Origin of the sequence: Streptomyces poriferorum, assembly GCF_019399235.1 — a bacterium.
Lineage (GTDB): Bacteria > Actinomycetota > Actinomycetes > Streptomycetales > Streptomycetaceae > Streptomyces > Streptomyces poriferorum.
Genome location: NZ_JAELVH010000012.1, coordinates 1 through 19,641, shown reverse-complemented (window position 1 = coordinate 19,641; position 19,641 = coordinate 1). Strand labels below are relative to the sequence as shown.

General features: G+C 71.9%; 18 protein-coding genes. 3 read left to right on the top strand and 15 right to left on the bottom strand.

Going from position 1 to position 19,641, the window contains the following annotated elements; genetic code table 11:
• Positions 1–140 precede the first annotated feature (140 nt).
• The 12 genes from JGS39_RS03815 to JGS39_RS03760 form a co-directional block, all read right to left on the bottom strand.
• The gene (locus JGS39_RS03815) at positions 141–806 is read right to left on the bottom strand and encodes a phenylalanine--tRNA ligase beta subunit-related protein (RefSeq protein ID WP_219567247.1); all 666 of its coding nucleotides are present in this window, start codon (positions 804–806) and stop codon (positions 141–143) included.
• Positions 803–2,116 (bottom strand): Gfo/Idh/MocA family protein, encoded by a 1,314-nt coding sequence (locus tag JGS39_RS03810; RefSeq protein WP_219567246.1) that lies wholly within the window; start codon positions 2,114–2,116, stop codon positions 803–805. The genes JGS39_RS03815 and JGS39_RS03810 overlap by 4 nt, the downstream gene beginning before the upstream one ends.
• 66 nt (positions 2,117–2,182) lie before the next feature.
• On the bottom strand, positions 2,183–3,298 hold the full coding sequence (locus JGS39_RS03805; RefSeq protein WP_219567245.1) for an Ldh family oxidoreductase: 1,116 nt from the start codon (positions 3,296–3,298) through the stop codon (positions 2,183–2,185).
• A gap of 53 nt (positions 3,299–3,351) precedes the next feature.
• Positions 3,352–4,659, bottom strand: a complete 1,308-nt coding sequence (locus tag JGS39_RS03800; protein ID WP_219567244.1) for a M20/M25/M40 family metallo-hydrolase — start codon at positions 4,657–4,659, stop codon at positions 3,352–3,354.
• Positions 4,652–5,554 (bottom strand): sugar phosphate isomerase/epimerase family protein, encoded by a 903-nt coding sequence (locus JGS39_RS03795; protein WP_219567243.1) that lies wholly within the window; start codon positions 5,552–5,554, stop codon positions 4,652–4,654. The genes JGS39_RS03800 and JGS39_RS03795 overlap by 8 nt, the downstream gene beginning before the upstream one ends.
• 5 nt (positions 5,555–5,559) lie before the next feature.
• Positions 5,560–6,684, bottom strand: coding sequence for a DegT/DnrJ/EryC1/StrS family aminotransferase (locus JGS39_RS03790; protein WP_219567242.1), 1,125 nt, complete (start codon positions 6,682–6,684; stop codon positions 5,560–5,562).
• Complete coding sequence (locus JGS39_RS03785) at positions 6,681–7,841, bottom strand: DegT/DnrJ/EryC1/StrS family aminotransferase (protein ID WP_219567241.1); 1,161 nt, start codon at positions 7,839–7,841, stop codon at positions 6,681–6,683. The genes JGS39_RS03790 and JGS39_RS03785 overlap by 4 nt, the downstream gene beginning before the upstream one ends.
• On the bottom strand, positions 7,838–8,635 hold the full coding sequence (gene trpA / locus JGS39_RS03780; RefSeq protein ID WP_148020082.1) for a tryptophan synthase subunit alpha: 798 nt from the start codon (positions 8,633–8,635) through the stop codon (positions 7,838–7,840). Before trpA ends, JGS39_RS03785 begins: the two co-directional genes overlap by 4 nt.
• A complete protein-coding gene (gene trpB, locus JGS39_RS03775; protein WP_219567240.1) occupies positions 8,632–9,819 on the bottom strand; it encodes a tryptophan synthase subunit beta in 1,188 nt (395 codons plus the stop codon). The genes trpA and trpB overlap by 4 nt, the downstream gene beginning before the upstream one ends.
• Positions 9,816–10,613, bottom strand: a complete 798-nt coding sequence (locus JGS39_RS03770) for an indole-3-glycerol phosphate synthase TrpC (protein WP_219567239.1) — start codon at positions 10,611–10,613, stop codon at positions 9,816–9,818. The genes trpB and JGS39_RS03770 overlap by 4 nt, the downstream gene beginning before the upstream one ends.
• Complete coding sequence (trpD, locus tag JGS39_RS03765; RefSeq protein ID WP_219567238.1) at positions 10,613–11,713, bottom strand: anthranilate phosphoribosyltransferase; 1,101 nt, start codon at positions 11,711–11,713, stop codon at positions 10,613–10,615. The genes JGS39_RS03770 and trpD overlap by 1 nt, the downstream gene beginning before the upstream one ends.
• Complete coding sequence (locus JGS39_RS03760) at positions 11,713–13,053, bottom strand: nucleotide sugar dehydrogenase (RefSeq protein WP_219567237.1); 1,341 nt, start codon at positions 13,051–13,053, stop codon at positions 11,713–11,715. Before JGS39_RS03760 ends, trpD begins: the two co-directional genes overlap by 1 nt.
• 107 nt (positions 13,054–13,160) lie before the next feature.
• Between JGS39_RS03760 and pdxR the strand changes: the two genes are divergently transcribed.
• Positions 13,161–14,561 (top strand): MocR-like pyridoxine biosynthesis transcription factor PdxR, encoded by a 1,401-nt coding sequence (gene pdxR / locus JGS39_RS03755; RefSeq protein WP_219567236.1) that lies wholly within the window; start codon positions 13,161–13,163, stop codon positions 14,559–14,561.
• 80 nt (positions 14,562–14,641) lie between these two features.
• Here pdxR and JGS39_RS03750 read toward each other — a convergent pair whose 3' ends face one another.
• The 3 genes from JGS39_RS03750 to JGS39_RS03740 form a co-directional block, all read right to left on the bottom strand.
• The gene (locus JGS39_RS03750) at positions 14,642–15,316 is read right to left on the bottom strand and encodes a response regulator (RefSeq protein WP_236064333.1); all 675 of its coding nucleotides are present in this window, start codon (positions 15,314–15,316) and stop codon (positions 14,642–14,644) included.
• Complete coding sequence (locus JGS39_RS03745; RefSeq protein WP_219567235.1) at positions 15,300–16,400, bottom strand: sensor histidine kinase; 1,101 nt, start codon at positions 16,398–16,400, stop codon at positions 15,300–15,302. The genes JGS39_RS03750 and JGS39_RS03745 overlap by 17 nt, the downstream gene beginning before the upstream one ends.
• 63 nt (positions 16,401–16,463) lie before the next feature.
• Positions 16,464–17,255 carry a 4'-phosphopantetheinyl transferase family protein gene (locus tag JGS39_RS03740; RefSeq protein WP_219567234.1) on the bottom strand — a complete coding sequence of 264 codons (792 nt, stop codon included), beginning with the start codon at positions 17,253–17,255 and terminating at the stop codon, positions 16,464–16,466.
• Positions 17,256–17,704: 449 nt separating this feature from the next.
• Here JGS39_RS03740 and JGS39_RS03735 point away from each other — a divergent pair, with 449 nt between their 5' ends.
• Positions 17,705–18,616, top strand: coding sequence for a UbiA family prenyltransferase (locus JGS39_RS03735; protein ID WP_219567233.1), 912 nt, complete (start codon positions 17,705–17,707; stop codon positions 18,614–18,616).
• Positions 18,617–18,904: 288 nt separating this feature from the next.
• Positions 18,905–19,641: ACP S-malonyltransferase (locus tag JGS39_RS03730; protein WP_219567232.1), on the top strand; the 737-nt coding region annotated here is incomplete at its 3' end.

Here is a 19,641-nt window from a genome sequence, read left to right as displayed (position 1 = left end):
GTGGGCGGTCTCTTTTCGGTACGAGGGTCGGTCAGCGGCTCGATCCCAGCCAACCAACAGCGCGTACCCGCCAGGCAGTCCACTGCTCCGGGCCGGCGGCGGACCACTTGACCGCCCTGCCCGGGAGACCCCCGGGGCCGCTACCGCGCCGCTGCGCCCAGGAGCGCCGCGGCGGCCAGCAGGGCGTCCCGGCAGGTGTCCTCGTCCACGCCGGGCACCGAACAGGCCAGCAGCAGCACCCGGCGGGTCTGCGCCGTCACCGCCTGGTGGACGCCGTCCCGGTGGGCGAACTGCGACAGCACGCGCTTCTCGTCGGCGAGCACCAGACCGCCCGCCTCCAGCGTCACCGGCCCGTCCGCGCCGAGTGCCGTGAACTCCTCGGTGCCGTCGGTCAGTCGCAGCGCCACCTCGCCCTCCAGCATGTCCCGGTCGAACAGGCCGAGCGCGACGAGGTCGCGTACCGCCACCGCGTTGACCGCGTCGACGGCCGGGTTGATCTTCGGCCAGGCGCCGAGCGGCTTGGCCCGCAGCCCCCGGTCGATCAGCGCCTGCACGGAGGGCGGCCGCTTGTCGGGATGGCTGCCGATCAGCCGGCTCAACTCCCGGTAGGCGGTGACGTTCGGGGCCGCACGCACCTCGGCGCGGCTCGCCCCGGTCCACTGCGCGTGCGCCTCGGCCCAGACGTCGTCGGCCGGTGCGGGGCCGGCGGCGGAGATCTGCGCCTCCAGGGTCAGCACCTGGACGCCGGGCACGAGAGCGCGGGCCTCGGGTGTCACGGCGACCTTGCGGAAGGTGGGGGTGGTCATCGGGTTCCTCCGGAGAAGGTGAAGGTGTCCAGCGTATGCAGGTCGAGGTCCTCGGCCGTGAGGACGCGTTCGGTGTCGATGAGGATGTTGTAGTGGTTCGGCGCGTGGCACTCGTCGAATCCGGCCACCCGTCCGATCGGCCCGTGCGGGCCCGACACCACGTCGCCCCGGTCGATGACCGTGCCGGACGGGAACTCGGCGAAGCCCAGGAATCCGACGTGGTCGACGCGGTCCCCGGTGGCGGAGGGCCGGTCGGTGGTGGTGACCAGCTCGTGGACGTCGCCGGCCCGCACGCAGCGTGACTGCCAGGGCGACAGCCGCATCCCGCGGTCCGTACGCCGGTGGAACAGCAGCTTCACCAAGTGGGCCGAAACCGGCTCCTTGGCGGCCATCCGCAGCCGCTGCTCCTTGGTCCGCCCGATGCCGTACGCCTCCTCGACGAGGTCGACGATGTGCGGGCCCCGGTCCGGTCCGCTGCGTCCGTCCCGCACGACCCGGTGGAAGTCCGCCATGATGCCCGCGTACTCGTGGTCGAGGGAGGACTTGAACGCCTCGAAGCCGTCCAGCATGTCGGCGTGCAGCTCCCGGCCGTCCTTGAGGTGCACGGTGATGTCCTTGCGCTCACCGGTCTCCAGGGCCCAGTCCAGGTCCACGTGGACGGGTATGCCGCCGGCCGTGGCCAGGCTGAGTTCGGCGCAGAACTCGACGCCGGACCTGACGTCCCCGATCGTGGCGTCGGTCAGCGTGAGGGGGCCGAGCACGGTCTCCAGGGCGTCCAGGGCGTTGGGGCCGTTGTCGATGATGCAGCCGCCGCCGCAGCGGTCGAGGTCCTGGTACCAGCGGTCGGCGCCGGTGTGCTCCTCGATCTTCTCCTGGTAGCGGCTGGTGACGTGCGAGATGAGCTCGGGCTCCGGGAGCCGGTCCGCCAGGTCCTGGACATGGGTGTTGTAGCGGCGGTGGAAGGCGGTGAACAAGGTCGTGCCGTGCTCGTCGGCCAGCTGGACCAGCCGGTGCGCGTCGGCGGCGTGGACGGTCAGCGGCTTCTCGCAGCAGACGTGCACACCGGCCCGCAGGGCGTCGGCCACGACCGGGGCGTGCGCGTGGTTGGGCAGGGTGACGACGACACCGTCCACCAGACCGGAGGCGAGGAGGTCGCGGTGGTCCGTGAACATGACGGTCCCCGGCGGGAATCCGGTCAGCTTCGACTGGTCGAGGTCGCAGACGGCGGTCAGCCTCAGCTCCGGGTCGTCCTCGATGGCCTGAAGGAAGAAGGGTGCGATGACGCCCACTCCGATGACTCCGATACGCATGATGGTTCGGTCCTCTCCGTGTCCGTGGTGGTTTCGGGTGGCGGGGCCGCGAGGCCCCTCGGCGCTTCAGGCGACCGGCTGGAGGCTGCGCCCGGTCAGCGCGGCGGGTGCCTGGACAGTCAGCTGCTCGGCGAGCGCGGCCAGGCCCTCGGCCACCGGTCCCGGCAGCTCGACGCCCTCGCGCTGCGACTGCGCGTACCGCAGGGCCTCGGGGGCTCCCGGGTAGGTGACGCCCCGCGTCGCGTACGCGGCGGCCGGGGAGTTCGCGACCGTGTCGAGCAGGATCCGGTTCTCGGCGGCGATGGCGTGCGCGGAGCCGAACGCCGACGGGTCGATCACGATCGCGGTGTGGCCGACGTTGTCGTCGCCCGCCGGCTCGCCCTTCAGCACACCGGGCCGGGGACCGTACGCGGCGCCGGAGAGCGGGCCGCACAGCAGGTCCACCAGGAGTGCGAGCCCGAAGCCCTTGGCGCCACCGGTCGCGGCGGGGCCGCCGAGCCAGGCGACGTCCGCCTCCTCGGCCATGAAGTCGGCCGGGTCGGAGGTCGGGGTGCCGTCGTGGCGCACCAGCCACTCCTGCGGGACCTCCTGGCCCTCCCGGTGTGCGGCCTTGATCTTTCCGGTGGCGACCACGGTGGTGCTCATGTCGAGGACGAACGGCGCGCCCTCGGTGACCGGGACGGCCGCGCTCAGCGGGTTGGTGCCCAGCATCCGGACGGTGCCGCCGAGCGGCGGGGCGACGCCCTGGGCGCCGCAGTTCGTCATCGCCAGGCCGATCAGCCCGGCGGCGGCCGCCTTCTGCGTGTAGTAGCCGGCGCTGCCGAAGTGGGTGCTGTTGCGGACGGCGACCATGCCGATGCCGGTCTGCCGCGCCTTGGCCATGGCGATGTCCATGGCCAGGTCCATGGTGACCAGGCCGAGCCCGCGGTCCCCGTCGAGCAGGGCTGCCCCGGCGGTCTCCTGCACGATGCGTGGTGCGGCGCCCGAGTCGATCCGGCCGTCGAGCAGGCGGGGGGCGTAGATGTTCACCAGTCCGTTGGTGCCGTGGGTGGTGAAGCCGTTCGCGTCGGCGTACGTGATGACGTCGGCGGCGGTACGTGCCGAGTCGGCGTCCAGGCCGCACTCCGTGAGGACGTTGCGGACGAAGGCGGTGAGCTCGGCGAGGGGAACACGGACGGTCATGGCAGGTCCTCTGATTCGCAGGAGATGAGGGATACGGGGACGAAGGCGGAGGTTCAGGCGGTGTGCGCGGCGAACGCGTGCACCAGGTCCTTGATGCGCAGGGCGTACGTGTCCAGGTCGTCCAGGTGCACGAACTCGTCGGCGGTGTGCGCACCGTTGGCGTCGAGGCGGCCGGGACCGCAGGCGACGACATAGCGGCCGGGGCCCGGCGCCCAGATGGCGTCACAGGTGAAGGCGGAGCCGTCGGCGAGACCGTCGTGCCGGAGGAACCCGGCCTCGTTCAGCAGGAGTTCGGCCTCCGGGTCGCGGTTGTTCAGGGTGGGCAGGCCCTGCTTCAGCCAGTCGAGGCGGACGATCCGGCGCCAGTCCTTCACCGTGCGGCGGCTGAACGGGTCATGGGCGTGCAGATGGGCGAACTCGGTACGGGCCTCCTCGATCAGCACTTCGAGGGAGGCGGCGAGCAGCTCGGCCTGCTCGGTCGCCGGGTAGGCGATGTTCAGGAGCAACTGGCCCGAACCGTAGACGCGGTTGTGTGCGTTGCCGGTGTGCAGGCCGGAGACGCACAGCTTGGCTCCCATGCCGTGGGCGAGCGGTCCGAGCCGGCGGGCGAGGAAGTCCGCGAGGAAGCCCAGCAGCACGGTGGCGTTGTGCCCGTCCGCGGGGTGGTCGTCGGTGGAGTCCTGGCCCGTGACCGTGATCCGCGGGGTCATCGCCGCGGTGCAGCCGTCCATGAAGGTGTTCCCGGTCGGCTCGGCGAACACCATCAGGCGCCCGGTGTACCCGGCGTCGATCAGCGCACGCGTCCCGTAGGTGCCCATCGCACCGCCCTCCTCGCCGGGCACGGACGCGATCTGCACCTCGATCCGGCCGTCGAGTCCGGGGTCCTCGGCGAAGGCGGCGGCGATCCCGGCCGCGGCGGCGACACCCGGCCCCTTGTCGTCCACGGCGCCCCGGCCGTGCAGGACCCGGCCCTCCAGGCGCGGCGGGACGTGCGGGCCGACCGTGTCCATGTGGAAGTTCACGACCAGCCGGCGCTCCTGCGGCTGCGGGGATCCGTGGGCGACGACCACGGAGGGCTGACCCTCCAGGAACGCGGACAGGTCCCGGCCGGCCACCTCCCGTACCGTGGCGGGCACTTCGGGGCGCTCCAGCAGTTCGGCCGCGGGCGGCCCGTGCAGTGCGGTGCGGAAGCCGCGCTCGGCGGCGCCGGCCAGGAACACCCGCTGAGCGCGGGCCGCCCCGTCCAGGGGGCCGCCCTCCAGGGGTGAGACCGAGTCGACGGCCATCAGCTCGGTCAGCCACTGGAGGTCCGCGGCCGCGAGGCCGCCCTCGGTGCGGGTCGTGCGGGCCGTCTCAGCCATGGTGGCTCTCCTCCCAGTACGTGCGGCTGTCCGTGATGTCGATGCCGAGCAGCGAGGCGCAGCGCCGGGTGTACGCGCGGTAGCCGTCGGCGAGTGCGGCCGGATCGCCCGAAAGCCCGAGATGCGGGATGTGGGCCAGATGGGGCTCCAGGCTGTAGTAGCCGCGGTAGCCGTGCTCCTCCAGCAGCCGCACGCACGCGGCGACGTGGGCCGAGCCCTCGCCGGGCATCGTGAACTCGGCCTGTCCGCCGGAGCGGATCCCGTCCTTGATGTGCACGTGCTCCACCCACGGCAGCACCCGGCGCAGGAAGTCGAGGGAGTCGTAGCCGTAGGCGAGTCCGTTGCCCGTGTCGAACAGCAGCCGCAGGCGGGGGCTCGCGACCTCCTCCAGCATGTGCACGGTGTGCGCGGCGCTCTGCCCGCCCCAGCCCTGGCAGTTCTCGTGCAGCAGGGTCACGCCGAGCCGCTCGGCCTCCCGGGTCAGCGTCCGCATCCGGCGCAGCGACTCCGTGCGCCATTCGCGCTCCGGACGGCCGTCGTTGGGGTACGACATGACGCGCAGCCGGTCGCAGCCCAGCAGCGCCGCCACCTTCGCGGAGCGCTCCAGCGCGGCGAGCTCGCCGTCCATGCCCGTGCCGACGGTGGTGGACCAGGAGCCCACCGGAGTGTCCACGACCGGCACCCGCAGGCCCGCGACGATGGTGCGCCGGGCCAGGTCGGCGGCGTCGCCGGGGGGCAGCTCGTGCAGTCCGAGGCCGTCCACGGTACGCAACTCGATGGCGCCCATGCCCAGTTCGTGGTGGATGGCCAGCTGGCCCGCCAGATCGGGGGCGGCCTCGTCCCCGATGCCGCACAGCCGGTCCGCGGTGACGCCCAGGAGGTTCGGCACAGACACCACGCTCACCTCCCCGCCGCGTAGAAACGGCTGACGGCGGCCACGACCTGCTCGGCCGCCCCCGGCGCCATGTCCGGGTGCAGGGGCAGTGCGAGCGCCTCACGGGAGAGCTGCTCGGCCACGGGGAAGTCACCGGGGCCGTACCCGAGGTGCGCGAACGCGGGCTGCAGATGCAGGGGGCGCGGGTAGTACACGGCTGTCTCGATGCCCTGGCCTGCCAGATGGGCGCGCAGTTCCTCGCGCTGCTGGGCGCGCACCACGTAGGTGTAGACGGAGCGGCCCTCGAACCCGGCCGGCGGGGGAAGCAGCGCCGGGGCGAGCGGGCGCAGGCCCTCCTCGTAGACGGCGGCGATCTCGCGGCGCCGCTCCAGGAGCCGGTCCAGGTGCGGGAGTTTGCGCAGCAGGAAGCCGGCGGTCAGCTCGTCCATCCGGCAGTTGAAGCCGAGCAGCTCGTGGTAGAAGCGCTTGCCGGCGGGCTGGCCGTGGTTGCGCAGCATCCGGGCTGTACGGGCGAGCTCGTCGTCGTCCGTGACGATCATCCCGGCGTCGCCGATGCCGCCGGCGGGCTTTGCCGGGAAGAAGGAGTAGACCCCGGCGTGCCCGTGCCGGCCGGCGGGCTTGCCGTCCACCTCGGCGCCCAGGGCGATCGCGCTGTCCTCGACCAGGTGCAGCGAGTGCCGGGCGGCGATCTCCGCGAAGGCGCCCATCTTCGGGGAGCCGCTGAACAGATAGGCCGGCAGCAGCGCCCGGGTGTGCTCGGTGACGGCGGCCTCGGCGGCGGCCGGGTCGAGCAGGCCGGTCTCGTACTCGACGTCGGCGAAGACGGGGCGGGCTCCGCGCAGGGCGACGGTGGAGGCGGTGGAGACGAACGAGAACGCGGGGGTGACGACCTCGTCCCCGCCCCCGAGGCCGAGCGCGGCCAGGATCACGGTGAGCGCTCCGGTGCCGCTCGCGACGGCGACGGCGTGCGCCGCTCCGGTGCGGTCCGCGATCTCCGCCTCCAGCCGCTCGACCCGGGACTTCAGGATGAACTCGTCGCTCTCGGCGACCTCTTGGAAGACCTCCACGATGTCGTCGGCCCAGTCGGCCGAGCGGGCGGGCCAGTCGAAGTACGGGATGACGGTGGTCACGATGCGGCTCCGTAGAAGGCGTGGACGAGGGCGGCGACGCGGTCGGCCTGCTCATCGGTGAGGTCGGGGTAGAGAGGCAGCGCCAGGGCGCGTCGAGCGGACGCGTCGGACACCGGGACGGGGTGGCGGGAGCCGGGCAGCGGGGCGAGCAGCGGCTGCTGGGTGAGCGGGCGCGGGTAGTACGCCTCGGTGCCGACCCCGTTGGCCTCCAGGTACGCGGCCAGCTCGTCCCGGCGGTCGCACTCGATCAGGTACACGTAATAGACCTGGTTGCTCGGCGTCTTGGCGGGTGCCATCCACGGCGTGGTCACCGTCCCGGCGAGCGGGGCGAGCAGCCGGTCGTAGCGGGCGGCGAGCTCGGCGCGCCGCCCGATCTCGTCGCCGAGGCGCTCCAGGCGGTGCAGCAGGAACGCCGACTGCAGTTCGTCGCAGCGGCTGTTGTAGCCGATCTCCTGGTAGACGTACGCACCGTCGGTGTCGTACGCGCCGTCCGTGCCCTGGCCGTGCAGCCGCAGCCGCCGGGCGGACGCGGCGATGTCGTCGTCGTCCGTGAGGAGCATGCCGGCGTCGCCGAGCGAGCCGAGGGTCTTCGTCGGGAAGAAGGAGAGCACCCCGCCGCTGCCCCACAGGCCGGCGTGCACCCCGCCCGCCCGCATGTCGATGCCCTCGGCGCTGTCCTCCAGCAGGAGGAGCCCGTGCCGGTCGGCCAGGTCCTTCAGCGCCTCCATGTCGGCCATCTGCGAGAACAGGTGCACCGGCATGATCGCCTTGGTGCGCTCGGTGATCGCGGCCTCGGCGCGAGCCGGGTCCATCGCGTAGCTGCCGGGCAGCACGTCCACGAGGACCGGCTCGGCGCCCACGTGCAGGACGCACGAGGCGGTGGCGAAGAAGGTGTAGGCGGGAACGATGACCTCGTCGCCGGGGCCGATGCCCGCCGCCCGGAGGAGGATCACGAGGGCGTCGGTCCCGTTGGCGACGGCCACCGCGTGCCGCGCGCCGGTGCGTGCGGCGATCGCGGCCTCCAGTTCGGCGGTGACCGGGCCCGAGGTGAACCGGCCGGAGGCGGCGACCTGGCGGACCATGGCCTCCAGCCGGGTCCGGTCCCGGCGGGCAGAGGCGGCCCCGCTGAAGAACGGGATGGCGGTGGCGTCACTCATCGCGTGGCCGCCTTGAGGGAGGAGATCAGCCCCGTGACGGCCTGGCGGCGGCCCGCCGCGTCCCGGGCAGCGCCGATGGCCTGGAGCAGCGCGCTGCCCACGATCACGCCGTCCGTCTTGCCGTGCAGCGACGCCACGTGCTCCGGGCGGGAGATCCCGAAGCCGACGGCCATCGGGGTGTCGCCCGCCGCGCGCACCCGCTCCAGATAGGCGTCGAGGCCCGGGTCCAGGTCCTTGCGGACTCCGGTGACGCCGTTGGCGGCGAGGACGTACAGGAATCCGCGGGAGGCGGCGGCGGAGGCCGCGATGCGCTCCGCCGAGCTGCCGGGAGCGGTGAAGAACGTCTGGCCCAGCTCGTTCGCCTCGGCGTGCGCCAGCCATTCGGCGCCCTCGCTGACCGGCAGGTCGGGGACGACGAACCCGTCGACGCCGGCCGACCTGGCGTCGTCGTACAGCTGGGTGAGGCCGTAGCGCAGGAACGGGTTGCAGTAGCCCATCAGCACGATCGGCGCCTCGACCCCGGCGGCTCGTGCCTCGGCGACCACGTCGAGGGTGGCGGCGGCGGTGGTGCCGGTGTCCAGGGCGGCCTGGCCGGTGGCCTGGATGACCGGGCCGTCGCCCAGCGGGTCGGAGAAGGGGACACCGAGCTCGATCACATCGGCGCCGGCCTCCACCGCGGCGGAGATCAGGCCGACGGTCTCGCCGAGCAGCGGGTAGCCGGAGGTGATGTAGGCGACGAGGGTCGTCTCGTCCTTGGTCCGGTTGTCGGTGAAGGTCTGTTCGATGCGCTTCATCGGGCGTTCTCCTCACGCTGCTTGAGGGCGGCCATGGCGGAGGTGAGGTCCTTGTCGCCGCGGCCGGAGAGGTTGACGAGGACGGTGGAGCCGGGGGCGCACTGGCGGGCCACCTTCAGGGCGCCGGCCACCGCGTGCGCGGACTCCAGGGCCGGGAGGATGCCCTCCTGGGAGCTGAGCGCGACGAACGCGTCCAGGGCCTCGTTGTCGGAGGCGGAGATGTACTCGACCTTGCCGGTGTCCTTGTAGTGCGAGTGCTCGGGGCCGACGCCCGCGTAGTCCAGTCCGGGGGCGATGGAGTGGGTGAGCTGGATCTGCCCGTCGTCGTCCTGGAGCAGATAGGTGCGGGTGCCCTGGAGGACGCCCGGGTCGCCGTAGAGCAGCGGGGCCGCGTGCCCGCACTGCCCGCCCTTGCCCTCGCCGGCGGCCTGTACGCCCACGAGGCGGACCGGGTCGTCGAGGAAGGCGCTGAACATCCCGGCCGCGTTGGAGCCGCCGCCGACACAGGCCACGACCGCGTCGGGCAGCCGGTCGTTCTCCTCCAGGAACTGGGCGCGGGCCTCCCGGCCGATGACCGACTGGAAGTTGCGCACGATCGTCGGGAAGGGGTGCGGGCCGACGACCGAACCGAGCAGGTAGTGCGTGGTGTCGGGGCGCGCGATCCACTCGCGGATCGCCGCGTTGATGGCGTCCTTCAGCGTCGCCGTGCCCAGGTCGACCAGCTCGACGCGGGCCCCGAGCAGCTCCATCCGCTGCACGTTGGGGGCCTGGCGCTCGGCGTCGACCCGGCCCATGTAGACGGTGGCTTCGAGGCCGAGGTAGGCACAGGCCGCGGCCACGGCCACACCGTGCTGGCCGGCGCCGGTCTCGGCGATGATCTGCTTCTTGCCGAGGCGGCGGGCGAGCAGCGCCTGCCCGATCGAGTTGTTGATCTTGTGCGCGCCGGTGTGGGTGAGGTCCTCGCGCTTGAGCCAGAGCTTGACGCCGTTCTCCGTCGCCCCGAGCCGGTGCAGTTCGGTGATCGGCGTGGGCCGGCCGACGAACATCTTGAGCAGCTTGTCGAGCTCCGCGGTGAACTCCGGGTCCAGGAGCGCCTTCTGGTACTCCTCCTCCAGTTCCTGAAGCGGGCCCACCAGGGTCTCCGCGACGAACTGTCCGCCGTACTCGCCGAATCGGCCGTTCACGAGGCCACCTCCAGAATCTGGACCCCGGTGTAGGACCGCAGCTGGGCGGCGGGGTCGGGGTTGCTGAGCAGGGACTCGCCGATGAGCGCGGCGTCGAAGCCGTGCGCGGCGATGCGTTCGATGTCGGGGCGGCCGGACAGGCCGCTCTCGCTCACGGTCAGCACGCCGCGCGGGATGTCGCGGCGCAGCCTGGCCGAGTTGTCCAGGTCGACCGAGAAGGTCTGCAGATCCCGGTTGTTGATGCCGACGATGCGGGCGCCGGCGGTCAGGGCCCGGTCCACCTCGTCCTGGGTGAAGGTCTCCACCAGCGCGTCGAGGCCGAGGCCGTGCGCGGTGCGCACCAAGTCGGTCAGCAGCGCGTCGTCGACGGCGCGGGCGATGATCAGGATGCCGTCGGCGCCGCTGTCGTGGGCGAGCGTCACCTGGCGGACGTCGACCAGGAAGTCCTTGAACATGACGGGGACGGTGACGTCCGGGTGCTCCGCGACCGTGCGGACCAGCTCGGGCGAGCCGCCGAAGTAGGGCGTGTCCGCGAGTACGGAGATGGCCGAGGCGCCTCCCGCGATGTAGCTCCGGGCGGTGGGTACGGCCAGCGCGGGGTCGAGCAGCTGTCCCTTGGAAGGTGACTTGGGCTTGATCTCGGCGATGACCGAGATGTCGGGGCCGCCGAGTGCGGCGGCGAACCGCCCGGGTACGGCGGGCGTCCTGCGGCCGCGGGCTGCGGCGTCGGCTGCCGCCGGGCCGCTCCAGGCCGCACGTTTGGCGGCGACGATGTCGTCGAGGTGCGTGGCCATCAGCTGTTCTCCGGGGTGATCGGGGTGGTTGCGGCGGCCGGGGTGAGCGGATGGGTTCCGGCGGCCGGGGTGATCGGGGTCAGGGCGAGCCGGTCGGCCAGAGCGGCCGGAGCTCCCTGCCGCACGGCGTTCCGTGCGAGGGCGATGCCGGACTCCATGTCCGCCGCGTGACCGGCCAGTTGGAGCACGGCCGCCGCGTTCAGCAGCACGGTGTCCAGCAGCGGGGCGGGGGCCGTCCCGTCGAGGACCTGGCGGGCGAGGACCGCGTTGCGTGCCGCGTCACCGCCCGCCAGCTCGGCGCGGCCGGCCGGCCGCAGCGGCAGCCCGGCCGGGTCGACGGTGAACTCGGTGAGCTCGCCGCCGTCCACCTGGAGCACCCGCGCGGGGCCCGCGGTGGTCAGTTCGTCCATCCCGTCGAAGCCCTGGATGACCCAGGTCCGCCGGTAGCCGAGCAGCTGGGCGGCCTGCGCCAGGACCTCCTGGTCCTGCCGGGTCGCGGTGCCCACGAGCCGGCCGGTCAGCGGGACCGGGTTGGCGAGCGGGCCGGACAGGTTGAACAGGGTGCGGAAGCCGAGCCGGCGGCGGACCGGGGCCAGCCTCCGCAGCGCCGGATGGAGCGCGGGGGCGAAGAGGAACGCGAACCGGTGCTCGGCCAGCAGCTCCGTGAGGCGCTCCCCGGGGTCGAGGTCGATACCGAGGGCCTCCAGCAGGTCGGCGCTCCCGCACTGCGAAGTCGCCGCCCGGTTGCCGGCCTTGGCCACGGTCGCCCCGGCGGAGGCGGCGACCAGACCGGCCAGCGTGGAGATGTTGACCGAGCCGCTGCCGTCACCACCGGTGCCGACCACATCGACCGCCGGGCCCGTCCAGGCGACCGGCCTGGCCACCGCCAGCACCGCCTGGACCGCTGCCGCCACCAGGACCGGGCTCGCCCCGCCCACCGCGACCGCGGTCAGGAACGCAGCGGCGTCCACCTCGTCCGTGGCCTCGTCCAGCAGCTCCGCCACCGCCGCCCGGGCCGCCTCGGACGACACCGTACGACCGGCGACCGCGTCCCGGGTGACGGTGGGGAGCGCACGGCCGGCGAGCAGGGTGGCCGCCATCACAGCACCGCCACATTGCTGGCCGCCGCGAGCTTGTTGTGGGTGTCGAGGACGACCGGCGGGATACCCCACAACAGGTCCTGCTCCAGGCCGGGTACGGGGGTGACCATCACCGCCGCGTCCAGCTGCGCCAGCTCCACCACCGCCCAGTCGGCCGCGGTGACCGGCTCCCCGTCGACGACGAGGCCCGGGACCAGCGGATCGTGGTACGAGACGACGGCGCCCGCGGCCCGCAGGCCTCGGATGACGTCCAGGGCGGGCGCGTTGCGCAGATCGGCGACGCCCGACTTGTAACTGACGCCGACCACCAGCACCTTGGCGCCGCGCAACGAGGAGCCACGCGCCTCGACCAGCTCCGCGAGCCGCTCCACGACCTGCCACGGCCGCTGCTCCACCCGCTCGAACGCGGCGGCCACCAGCTTCATCTCGGTGCCGGCCCGGTCCGCGGCCTCCCGCAGGAACAGCGGGTCGACCGGGATGCATTCGCCGCCCACGCCGGGCCCGGGGTAGTGCGGGAGGAAGCCGTAGGGCTTGGTCGACGCGGCGTCGATCACCTCGCGCACCGGTATGTCGAGCTTCCGGCACAGGTCGGAGAGTTCCAGCGTGAGGCTGATGTTGACCAGCCGGAAGGTGTTCTCGAAGACCTTGGACAGTTCGGCGACCTCGGTACGGGACACCGGGACCACCGTCTCGCAGACCAGCCCGAACAGGGCCGCCGCGCGGCGGGTGCACTCCTCGGTGAGGCCGCCCACCACCTTCGGGGTGTTCGACAGGTTCCAGCCGCTCGTGTTGGCGGGGTCGACCCGCTCCGGGGCCATCGCCACGTGGAAGTCGGTGCCCGGCTCCAGGCCGGTGGTGCGGGCCAGGGCGGCCGCGGCGGCCGCCGTGGTGCCCGGCGGGACCGTGGACTGCAGGATCAGCAGCATCCCTCGGCGCAGCAGCGGAGCCACCGAGTCCATCGCGGCCTGCACGTAGTCCAGGTTGGCCTGCTGGTCGCCGGTGACCGGAGTCGGCACGCAGACGATCAGGACGTCCGAGCCGGCCAGCTCCCCGGACTCGGTGGTCGCCTTCAACCGGGCGGCCACTGCGGCAAGTTCACTGTCGCTCACATCGGGCAGATACGAACTGCCGCGTGCCACCCGGTCGACCCGCTCGGCGTCGGTGTCCATGCCGAGCACCGGAAGACCGGCCGTGGCGAATCCGAGACCGAGCGGCAGACCGGTGTATCCGAGGCCGACGATTCCCACGCGCAGGGTGCGGCGTTCGATCTTCTCGTCGAAGACGCTTGCGCCGTCCCGCCCATGGATCACGGGAGCGAGTACGCCAGTCATTTCAGCCATGGGGTTCTCCCTCTGAGTGCTATAAAATAAGGCCGTTGGCGTGATCAAGTAGGCCAGTGGGCGAGGGAGACCACCCAGACCACTGCGGGGGAGACGGAGCAGACCAGATGGCCTGGCATCTGTCGGTGCAAGTGGACCGGGACTCGGCGGTGCCACTCACCGCGCAGCTCCAGAACGCCATCAAGACCAGGGTCGAGGACCGGGTGCTGCACCCCGGCTCACGACTGCCGTCGAGCCGTCAACTCGCCCTGGACCTGGGTCTTTCGCGCAGTGTGGTGGTCGAGGCGTACGAGCAGTTGATCGCCGAGGGCTATCTGGACGCGGTCCGCGGATCGGGCACCCATGTCGCCCGGAAGATGCCCGACAGCGTCGGCGACACCTCCCTGCTGGACTCCCGTCCGGCGACGAGTGCGCGCTGGGATCTGCGGGTCGGCATAGCGAACCTGTCGAACTTCCCGCGCCAGGAGTGGCTCAACTCCTATACGAAGGTGCTGCAGAACGTCGGCCGCGAAGGCATGGACTACCCCCCGGTCGCCGGCATCGCCGAACTGCGCAACGAACTCTCCGGCTATCTGGGCCGGGTGCGCTCGGTGCACACCGAGCCCGGGCAGGTGATGGTCACCGCGGGGTTCGCCCAGGGCCTGGCCCTGCTCTCCGACTCCCTCCAGCGCCTCGGCATCCATGAACTGGCCATCGAGGAGCCGGGACACAGCGGCCAGCGCCGGTTCATCCTGGACACCGGGCTGACCCCGCTGCCGGTCCCCGTCGACGAGGAGGGCCTGGTGGTCGAGGCCCTGGAGCGCTCGGGCGCCCGCGCGGTCCTGGTCACCCCCGCGCACCAGTTCCCGACCGGGGTCATGATGTCGCCGGAGCGCCGCAAGCAGCTCCTGGCCTGGGCGCGGGCCCGGGACGGCTGGATCATCGAGGACGACTACGACGGCGAGTTCTGGTTCGACCGCGGGATCCGGCCCACCGCACTGCAGGAGGGCGACCCGGAGCGGGTGGTCTACGCGGGCACCACGAGCAAGGTCCTGGTCCCCGGTCTGCGGCTGGGCTGGCTGGCGATACCCCCGAAGCTGTACCCCCTGATGGAGCGGGTCCGCTCCCGCCAGGACCAGGGCTCCGACACCCTCACCCAGCTGGCCTTCGCCGAGCTGATGCGCAGCGGTCTGCTGGACCGGCACCTGCGCCGGGTCCGCTCCCGCTACCGCTCCCGCCGCGAGGCACTGGCCGCGGCCGTCCACGAGTCCCTGCCGGAGGCCCGCATCATCGGCTGCGCGGCCGGCCTGCACAGCTACGCCGTACTGCCCCCGGGCACCGACGAGGCGGCCGTGGTGCACGGCGCACTGCGCCGCTCGGTCCTGGTCCGCAGCGGCGCGGCGTTCCGCTTCGGCGGGCCGCCCGGTGAGCCGGGCCTGCTCCTGGGATACGGCTCACTGCCCCTCACCGGCATCTCCGAGGCCGTGGCGGCCATCGGCGCGTCGTACGAGGAAGCCCGCCGCGGCTGAGCCCGCACAGCGGCACGAGGAGGCCCGCCGCGGCGGGCCTCCTCGTGCCCCCCTCTCGACGGGCCACGGGCGACGACCCGTCAGCGCATCGAGCGGCCCCGGGGTGCCGCGATCAGCTTCTGGGCCAGCGCCTTGTTCACCGCGTCGATGCGCGACACCGCGTCCAGCTTGTCGAAGATATTGCGCAGGTGACGCTTGACGGTGCCTTCGGTGATGCCGAGCCTGGCCGCGATCTGCCGGTTGCTCATGGCCTCCGCGACACACGTCAGGACCTCGCGCTCGCGCGGCGACACCGGCCCGGCCTCCTGGTCGTGCGCCTGGTCACCGCCCGCCGTGTAGCCCGAGCGCGGCACCAGGATGGTGATCTGGTCGTCCTCCCGGGCGGCGTTGCGGACCGCGCTCAGCAGGGCCGCCCGGGAGACGCTCTTGTGCAGATAGCCCCGGGCGCCCAGCTGCAGCAGCTCATGGACGAGCGGCTGGTCGTCGTACATGGTGAGGATGATGATCCGCAGGCTGGGGAATCGTTCCAGCAGCCCGCGTACCGCCGCCCTGGGGTGGTGGTCCGGCATCTCCACGTCGAGCAGCACCACATGCGGCTGGTGCCGCTCCACCAGCTCGACGAGCCCCCGCCCGCTGCTCGCCTGGGCGACGACCTGCAAGTCGTCCTCCGCGTTGAGCAGTTCGGCCAGCGCCGTACGCAGCAGAGTGTGGTCGTCGGCCGCCAGGATGCGGATGAGTTCAGGTCGCGCGTTCAACGGAATCACCTGGGAGGTCCATCAGGGGGATCGTGAGCGTGACCCGAGTGCCCTCGGGTGCACTGGCGAACAGGATGGTGCCGCCGAGCAGTTCGACCCGCTCGGTGCACGACGCGATCCCGTTGGCCCGGCCCGCCGTGGCGACCTCCGAGACGTCGAAGCCGCATCCGTTGTCCTCGATCAGCGCCTGCAGTTTGTACGGTGCGATGTCCACCGTCGCGAGCACATGCTCGGCCTCGGCGTGCGCCAGGGAGTTGCGCAGGCACTCCCGCACCACGAGGAACACCTCGTCGAGCACGTCCTGCGGGGCCCACTCCTCACTGCCGTTGACCTTGATCCGGACCTTGGAGGGAGTGATCTCCATCGATTCCAGGAACGCGGTGAACGCCGACTCCAGCGTGCCTTCGCGGTCGGCACGGCGCAGCTGGGTCACCAGGTCGCGGATGATGCCGAGGGCCTCGGTGAGGGTGTCCTTGACGGCTCCGATCCGTACGGCGACCTCGTCGGGGCTGGATTCCCAGGTCAGTTCGTGCAGCTCGATACGGCGCAGGGCGAGGCTGACGTGGTTGCCGAGGTGATCGTGTATCTCGCGGGCGAGCTGCCGCTGACTGGCGGCGTTGACCTCCCGCACCGTGTTCAGCAGATAGGTGTCGTGGCCGATCGCGCCGGCCTCCAGCCGTCTGCCGATCCCCTGCTGCAACGTACGCACGCCGGCCTGGAAACCGTCGAACGCGGCGGGTGAGTCGACCATCGCCTTCCCGAGCGCGTCGAAGACGATGTCGAAGAGGATCATCCCGGCACGGATGGAGTGGACGGCGTCGATGCCCTGGGTCGCCCGCGCCACCCCCAGGCCCTCGACCTGCTGGATCAGCCGGTCACGCACGTCGGCCCGGCCGCTGCGCAGGCTGTCCGCGCAGTCCCGGATGATGCGTTCGGCCTGGAGGGCACAGGTGTGCCAGGTCTCTTCGTTTGAGACCAGGGGACTTTTGATCTTTTCGAGCCGGCCCCGGTAGTCGGACAGTAATTCATGCGTCCGGCCCAGGAGTTGTTCGGCTGTGTCGGATTCAACAAAACCGGAATGCATCAAAAGAGCCCCCACCCTCATCCGAAACCGACTGTCGGATCATCATCGTACGGTTACAGAATGTCAACATGGCTCCACCCGTCCCACGTTCTGAGACAAGTCGTGCGACGGCCACGAGAAAACGCTTACCGCAGCCTGTGGGATCGCCGTGGCAACGCAACCCACATATCCGTCGGGGCAGTCCACATCGTGAACGTACCAGTCGGCGGAATCACCTGACCGGTGCGCGCGCCGCAGTCCGCCCGCCTCGGGAGCACCGACCGACACCGGTATACGCAGACCCGTTCCCGCCGCTTTGCCCACCGCCTCGACCGCGGTCCAGGTACGGAATCCAGCAATCCGGTCTTGCGGTCCCACCGCGGGCACCCGGCCCCAGTCGAAAGTCGTACGGACCCGCTCGACGTCCACACCGACCGCGCCCGGCTCCCCGGCCACACCCACCAGGGCGGCGGCTCCGGAATGAGACAGGCTGAAGCCGATATCAGGCCAGGGCCCGTCCACGAGCACGGGCCGTCCGCGGCCGCAGCCGCCGCACACCTCCGGCTCGGGGCAGCGCCGGGTGAAGCGGGGCAGTCCGGGCGCGACGCCGAGGTAGCCGCCGAGCACGGTACGCAGCGCGAGGTGCGCCCGGCGGTAGCGCCACTGCGCGCGGGGATGACGGATCCGCGCCGCACGGGCGCGTTCGCCGGGATCGAGGACCATGTCCGCACGCTCGGGCGGCACATGGTCCAGCGGGACGGACCAGACATGGACCTCACCCGGCGCGAGAACCGCGACGCTCGGGAAAGGAGACGGGAAGGGCGACGAGGAGGGCAGGGACGAGGAGGGCAGGGACGGGGACAGGAGGGTACGCATGATGGCTTCCCGGGGTCGGAAACGGACCAGGGCTGCCAACGGCCCATAACGGGAAGCGGGGTGCCGGAATCGACGGCGCCCGCCTGCTCACCAGCGAAGCGCGGGCGGGAGACGGGCGGGGGGTCCACTTCGGCGGTGGACCGGCGTACCAGAACGGAGGCACAGGACTCCGGCGCTGGACCGGCTTACCAGAACGGAGGCACAGGACTCCGGCGGCGGACAGGCTTACCGCAACGCGGGCACAGGACTCCGGCGGCGGACAGGCTTACCGGAACGCAGGCATAGGACTCCGGCACAGCCGGCTCCGGCGCCGGAGGAATTCGGAATCCGACCCGCCGGTATTGCATGCCTCTTTAGTGGTAGCCATGGCTCATTTGCAGAACAGTCAGGTACCCCTGCCCATGCCTAGGCTCCTGGGCATGCCTATGGCGACGATACGGCCACTGCCTGTGACTGCACCCAGTGGTCCGAAGTACCGGATTCCAAGCATTCTGCGACTCTGCATCGAAGAATCCCGCCCCGCCGTTCTGATCGCCTTTCAGCTCCGCTATTTCGCCGGTATCGCACTGGCGCTCGCGGTGGATCCGGGCCTCGGCGCCCGGCCGGTCCTTCAGGCGGTGTTCGGCTCCCTCGCATGGTTCGGCGCCATCTTCTACACCTATCTCTACAACGGATGCATGGATTACCACGAGGACCAGGTCAACGGCTCGGCCCGCCCGATAGCGAGCGGCCGGCTGCCCCGTCACACCGCACTGCTCGTCGCCCGCGGTGCGGCCGTCGCCTCGCTGATATCCGCGGCGTGCGCCGGGTTCGGCCCCCTGCTGCTGTGCACGGCCATGCTCCTGCTCGGGCACGCCTACTCCGCACCCCGCACCGTCTGGAAGAACAGCACACCCGCGGCGATGGGCGTCGTGTTCCTCTCCGGACTGCTCACCTACGCCGCCGGGCCCCTCGCCCTGGGCGTCTCGCCCAGCTCGCCCGCGCTGTTCCTCACGGCCCTCGCCATGTCCCTGTGGATGGCGCTCGTCGGCGCGGTCGCCAAGGACTTCTCCGACATCGAGGGCGACACCGCCGCCGGCCGCCGCACCTGGGCCGTGACCCTGGGCGAACGACGCACCCGCGTCCTCGTCGCGGCCGGCGCCGTGGCCGTGGGCACCTTCTTCACCGCCGGAGCGCTGCGCTGGGCACCGGAGCAACTGCCCACCGCCTGCGTGGTCCTGGTGGGCGGGCTGACCCTGGCCGCCGTGACGCTCGCGGGCCACGCCACCGACGACCGCCATCTGCGCCGCCGCCCGTACCGCTTCTTCATGGTCACACAGCACTGCGCACACCTGGCCCTGCTCGGTCAGGCCGTCGCCTGATATTCGGTTCGACACGCTGAACCAGCCCGGAAACACAAAGGAACACCCCCCCTTCCAAAGGCGCATTCAGCCACCACTCAAGTGCAACGCACAGTCCTGACAGGGTGGTTGAAGTGGTTTCATCACCGGAGAAAGCAACGGATCGCAACAATGCGATCCGGACCGCGGTATCCGGGAATGGGAAAGTCACTGACGCCAGTGGCGGGGAACGCGTGTCAGTGGACGGTGACGCGTCACCCACCGCACAGTGAAATATCGCCCCCGGCCGCAGGAAGGAGACGGAAGACGATGGCAAGCACCCGACTGGCGCTCATGTTCCCCGGCCAGGGAGCGCAGCGTCCTGGCATGGGCCTGCCCTGGCACCGCACCCCCGGCTGGTCCGTGGTGGCGGAGGTCTCCGAGGCCGCCGGCCGGGACATGGAGGCCCTGCTGCTGGACGCCGGCACGGAGACGCTGCGGCGCACCGACAACGCCCAGCTGACCACCTTCACCCTGGCCATGGTGGCGCTGACGGAGCTGCGCCGCCAGCACCCACTGGCCGCCTTCCCCGGCGCCTGCGCCGGACACAGCCTGGGCGAGTACTCGGCGCTCGTGGCCGCCGGAATCCTCGACCCGCAGGACGCGGTCCGCCTGATCGTGGCACGCGGCGCGGCCATGCAGACGGCCTGCGCCCGGGCGGACGGAGCGATGGCCGCGATCCTCGGCCTGGACGCCGCACAGGCACAGCACCTGGTCGACGAGACCCACGCCGACGGCGGCCAGGTGTGGGTGGCGAACCTCAACTCACCGCAGCAGACGGTGATCGCGGGCCACGCGGCCGACGTGGAACGCTGCTCCCGGGCGGCGGAACGGGCAGGGGCGGCCAAAGTGGTGGCCCTGACGGTCGGCGGCGCGTTCCACACCCCGCTGATGGCCGAAGCGGTCGAGCCCTTCGCCGCGGCCCTCGCCACGGCACGGTTCATGCCGGGCCACTCCGCGGTCGTCTCCAACGTGGACGCCCGAGCGCACCGCGGCGGGCCGCACTG

Bases quoted from the DNA above. Each gene is read 5' to 3' on its own strand.
- JGS39_RS03815 (WP_219567247.1), bottom strand. From the start codon at position 806: ATGACCACCCCCACCTTCCGCAAGGTCGCCGTGACACCCGAGGCCCGC.
- JGS39_RS03810 (WP_219567246.1), bottom strand. From the start codon at position 2,116: ATGCGTATCGGAGTCATCGGAGTGGGCGTCATCGCACCCTTCTTCCTT.
- JGS39_RS03805 (WP_219567245.1), bottom strand. From the start codon at position 3,298: ATGACCGTCCGTGTTCCCCTCGCCGAGCTCACCGCCTTCGTCCGCAAC.
- JGS39_RS03800 (WP_219567244.1), bottom strand. From the start codon at position 4,659: ATGGCTGAGACGGCCCGCACGACCCGCACCGAGGGCGGCCTCGCGGCC.
- JGS39_RS03785 (WP_219567241.1), bottom strand. From the start codon at position 7,841: ATGAGTGACGCCACCGCCATCCCGTTCTTCAGCGGGGCCGCCTCTGCC.
- trpA (WP_148020082.1), bottom strand. From the start codon at position 8,635: ATGAAGCGCATCGAACAGACCTTCACCGACAACCGGACCAAGGACGAG.
- JGS39_RS03770 (WP_219567239.1), bottom strand. From the start codon at position 10,613: ATGGCCACGCACCTCGACGACATCGTCGCCGCCAAACGTGCGGCCTGG.
- trpD (WP_219567238.1), bottom strand. From the start codon at position 11,713: ATGGCGGCCACCCTGCTCGCCGGCCGTGCGCTCCCCACCGTCACCCGG.
- JGS39_RS03760 (WP_219567237.1), bottom strand. From the start codon at position 13,053: ATGGCTGAAATGACTGGCGTACTCGCTCCCGTGATCCATGGGCGGGAC.
- pdxR (WP_219567236.1), top strand. From the start codon at position 13,161: ATGGCCTGGCATCTGTCGGTGCAAGTGGACCGGGACTCGGCGGTGCCA.
- JGS39_RS03745 (WP_219567235.1), bottom strand. From the start codon at position 16,400: ATGCATTCCGGTTTTGTTGAATCCGACACAGCCGAACAACTCCTGGGC.
- JGS39_RS03740 (WP_219567234.1), bottom strand. From the start codon at position 17,255: ATGCGTACCCTCCTGTCCCCGTCCCTGCCCTCCTCGTCCCTGCCCTCC.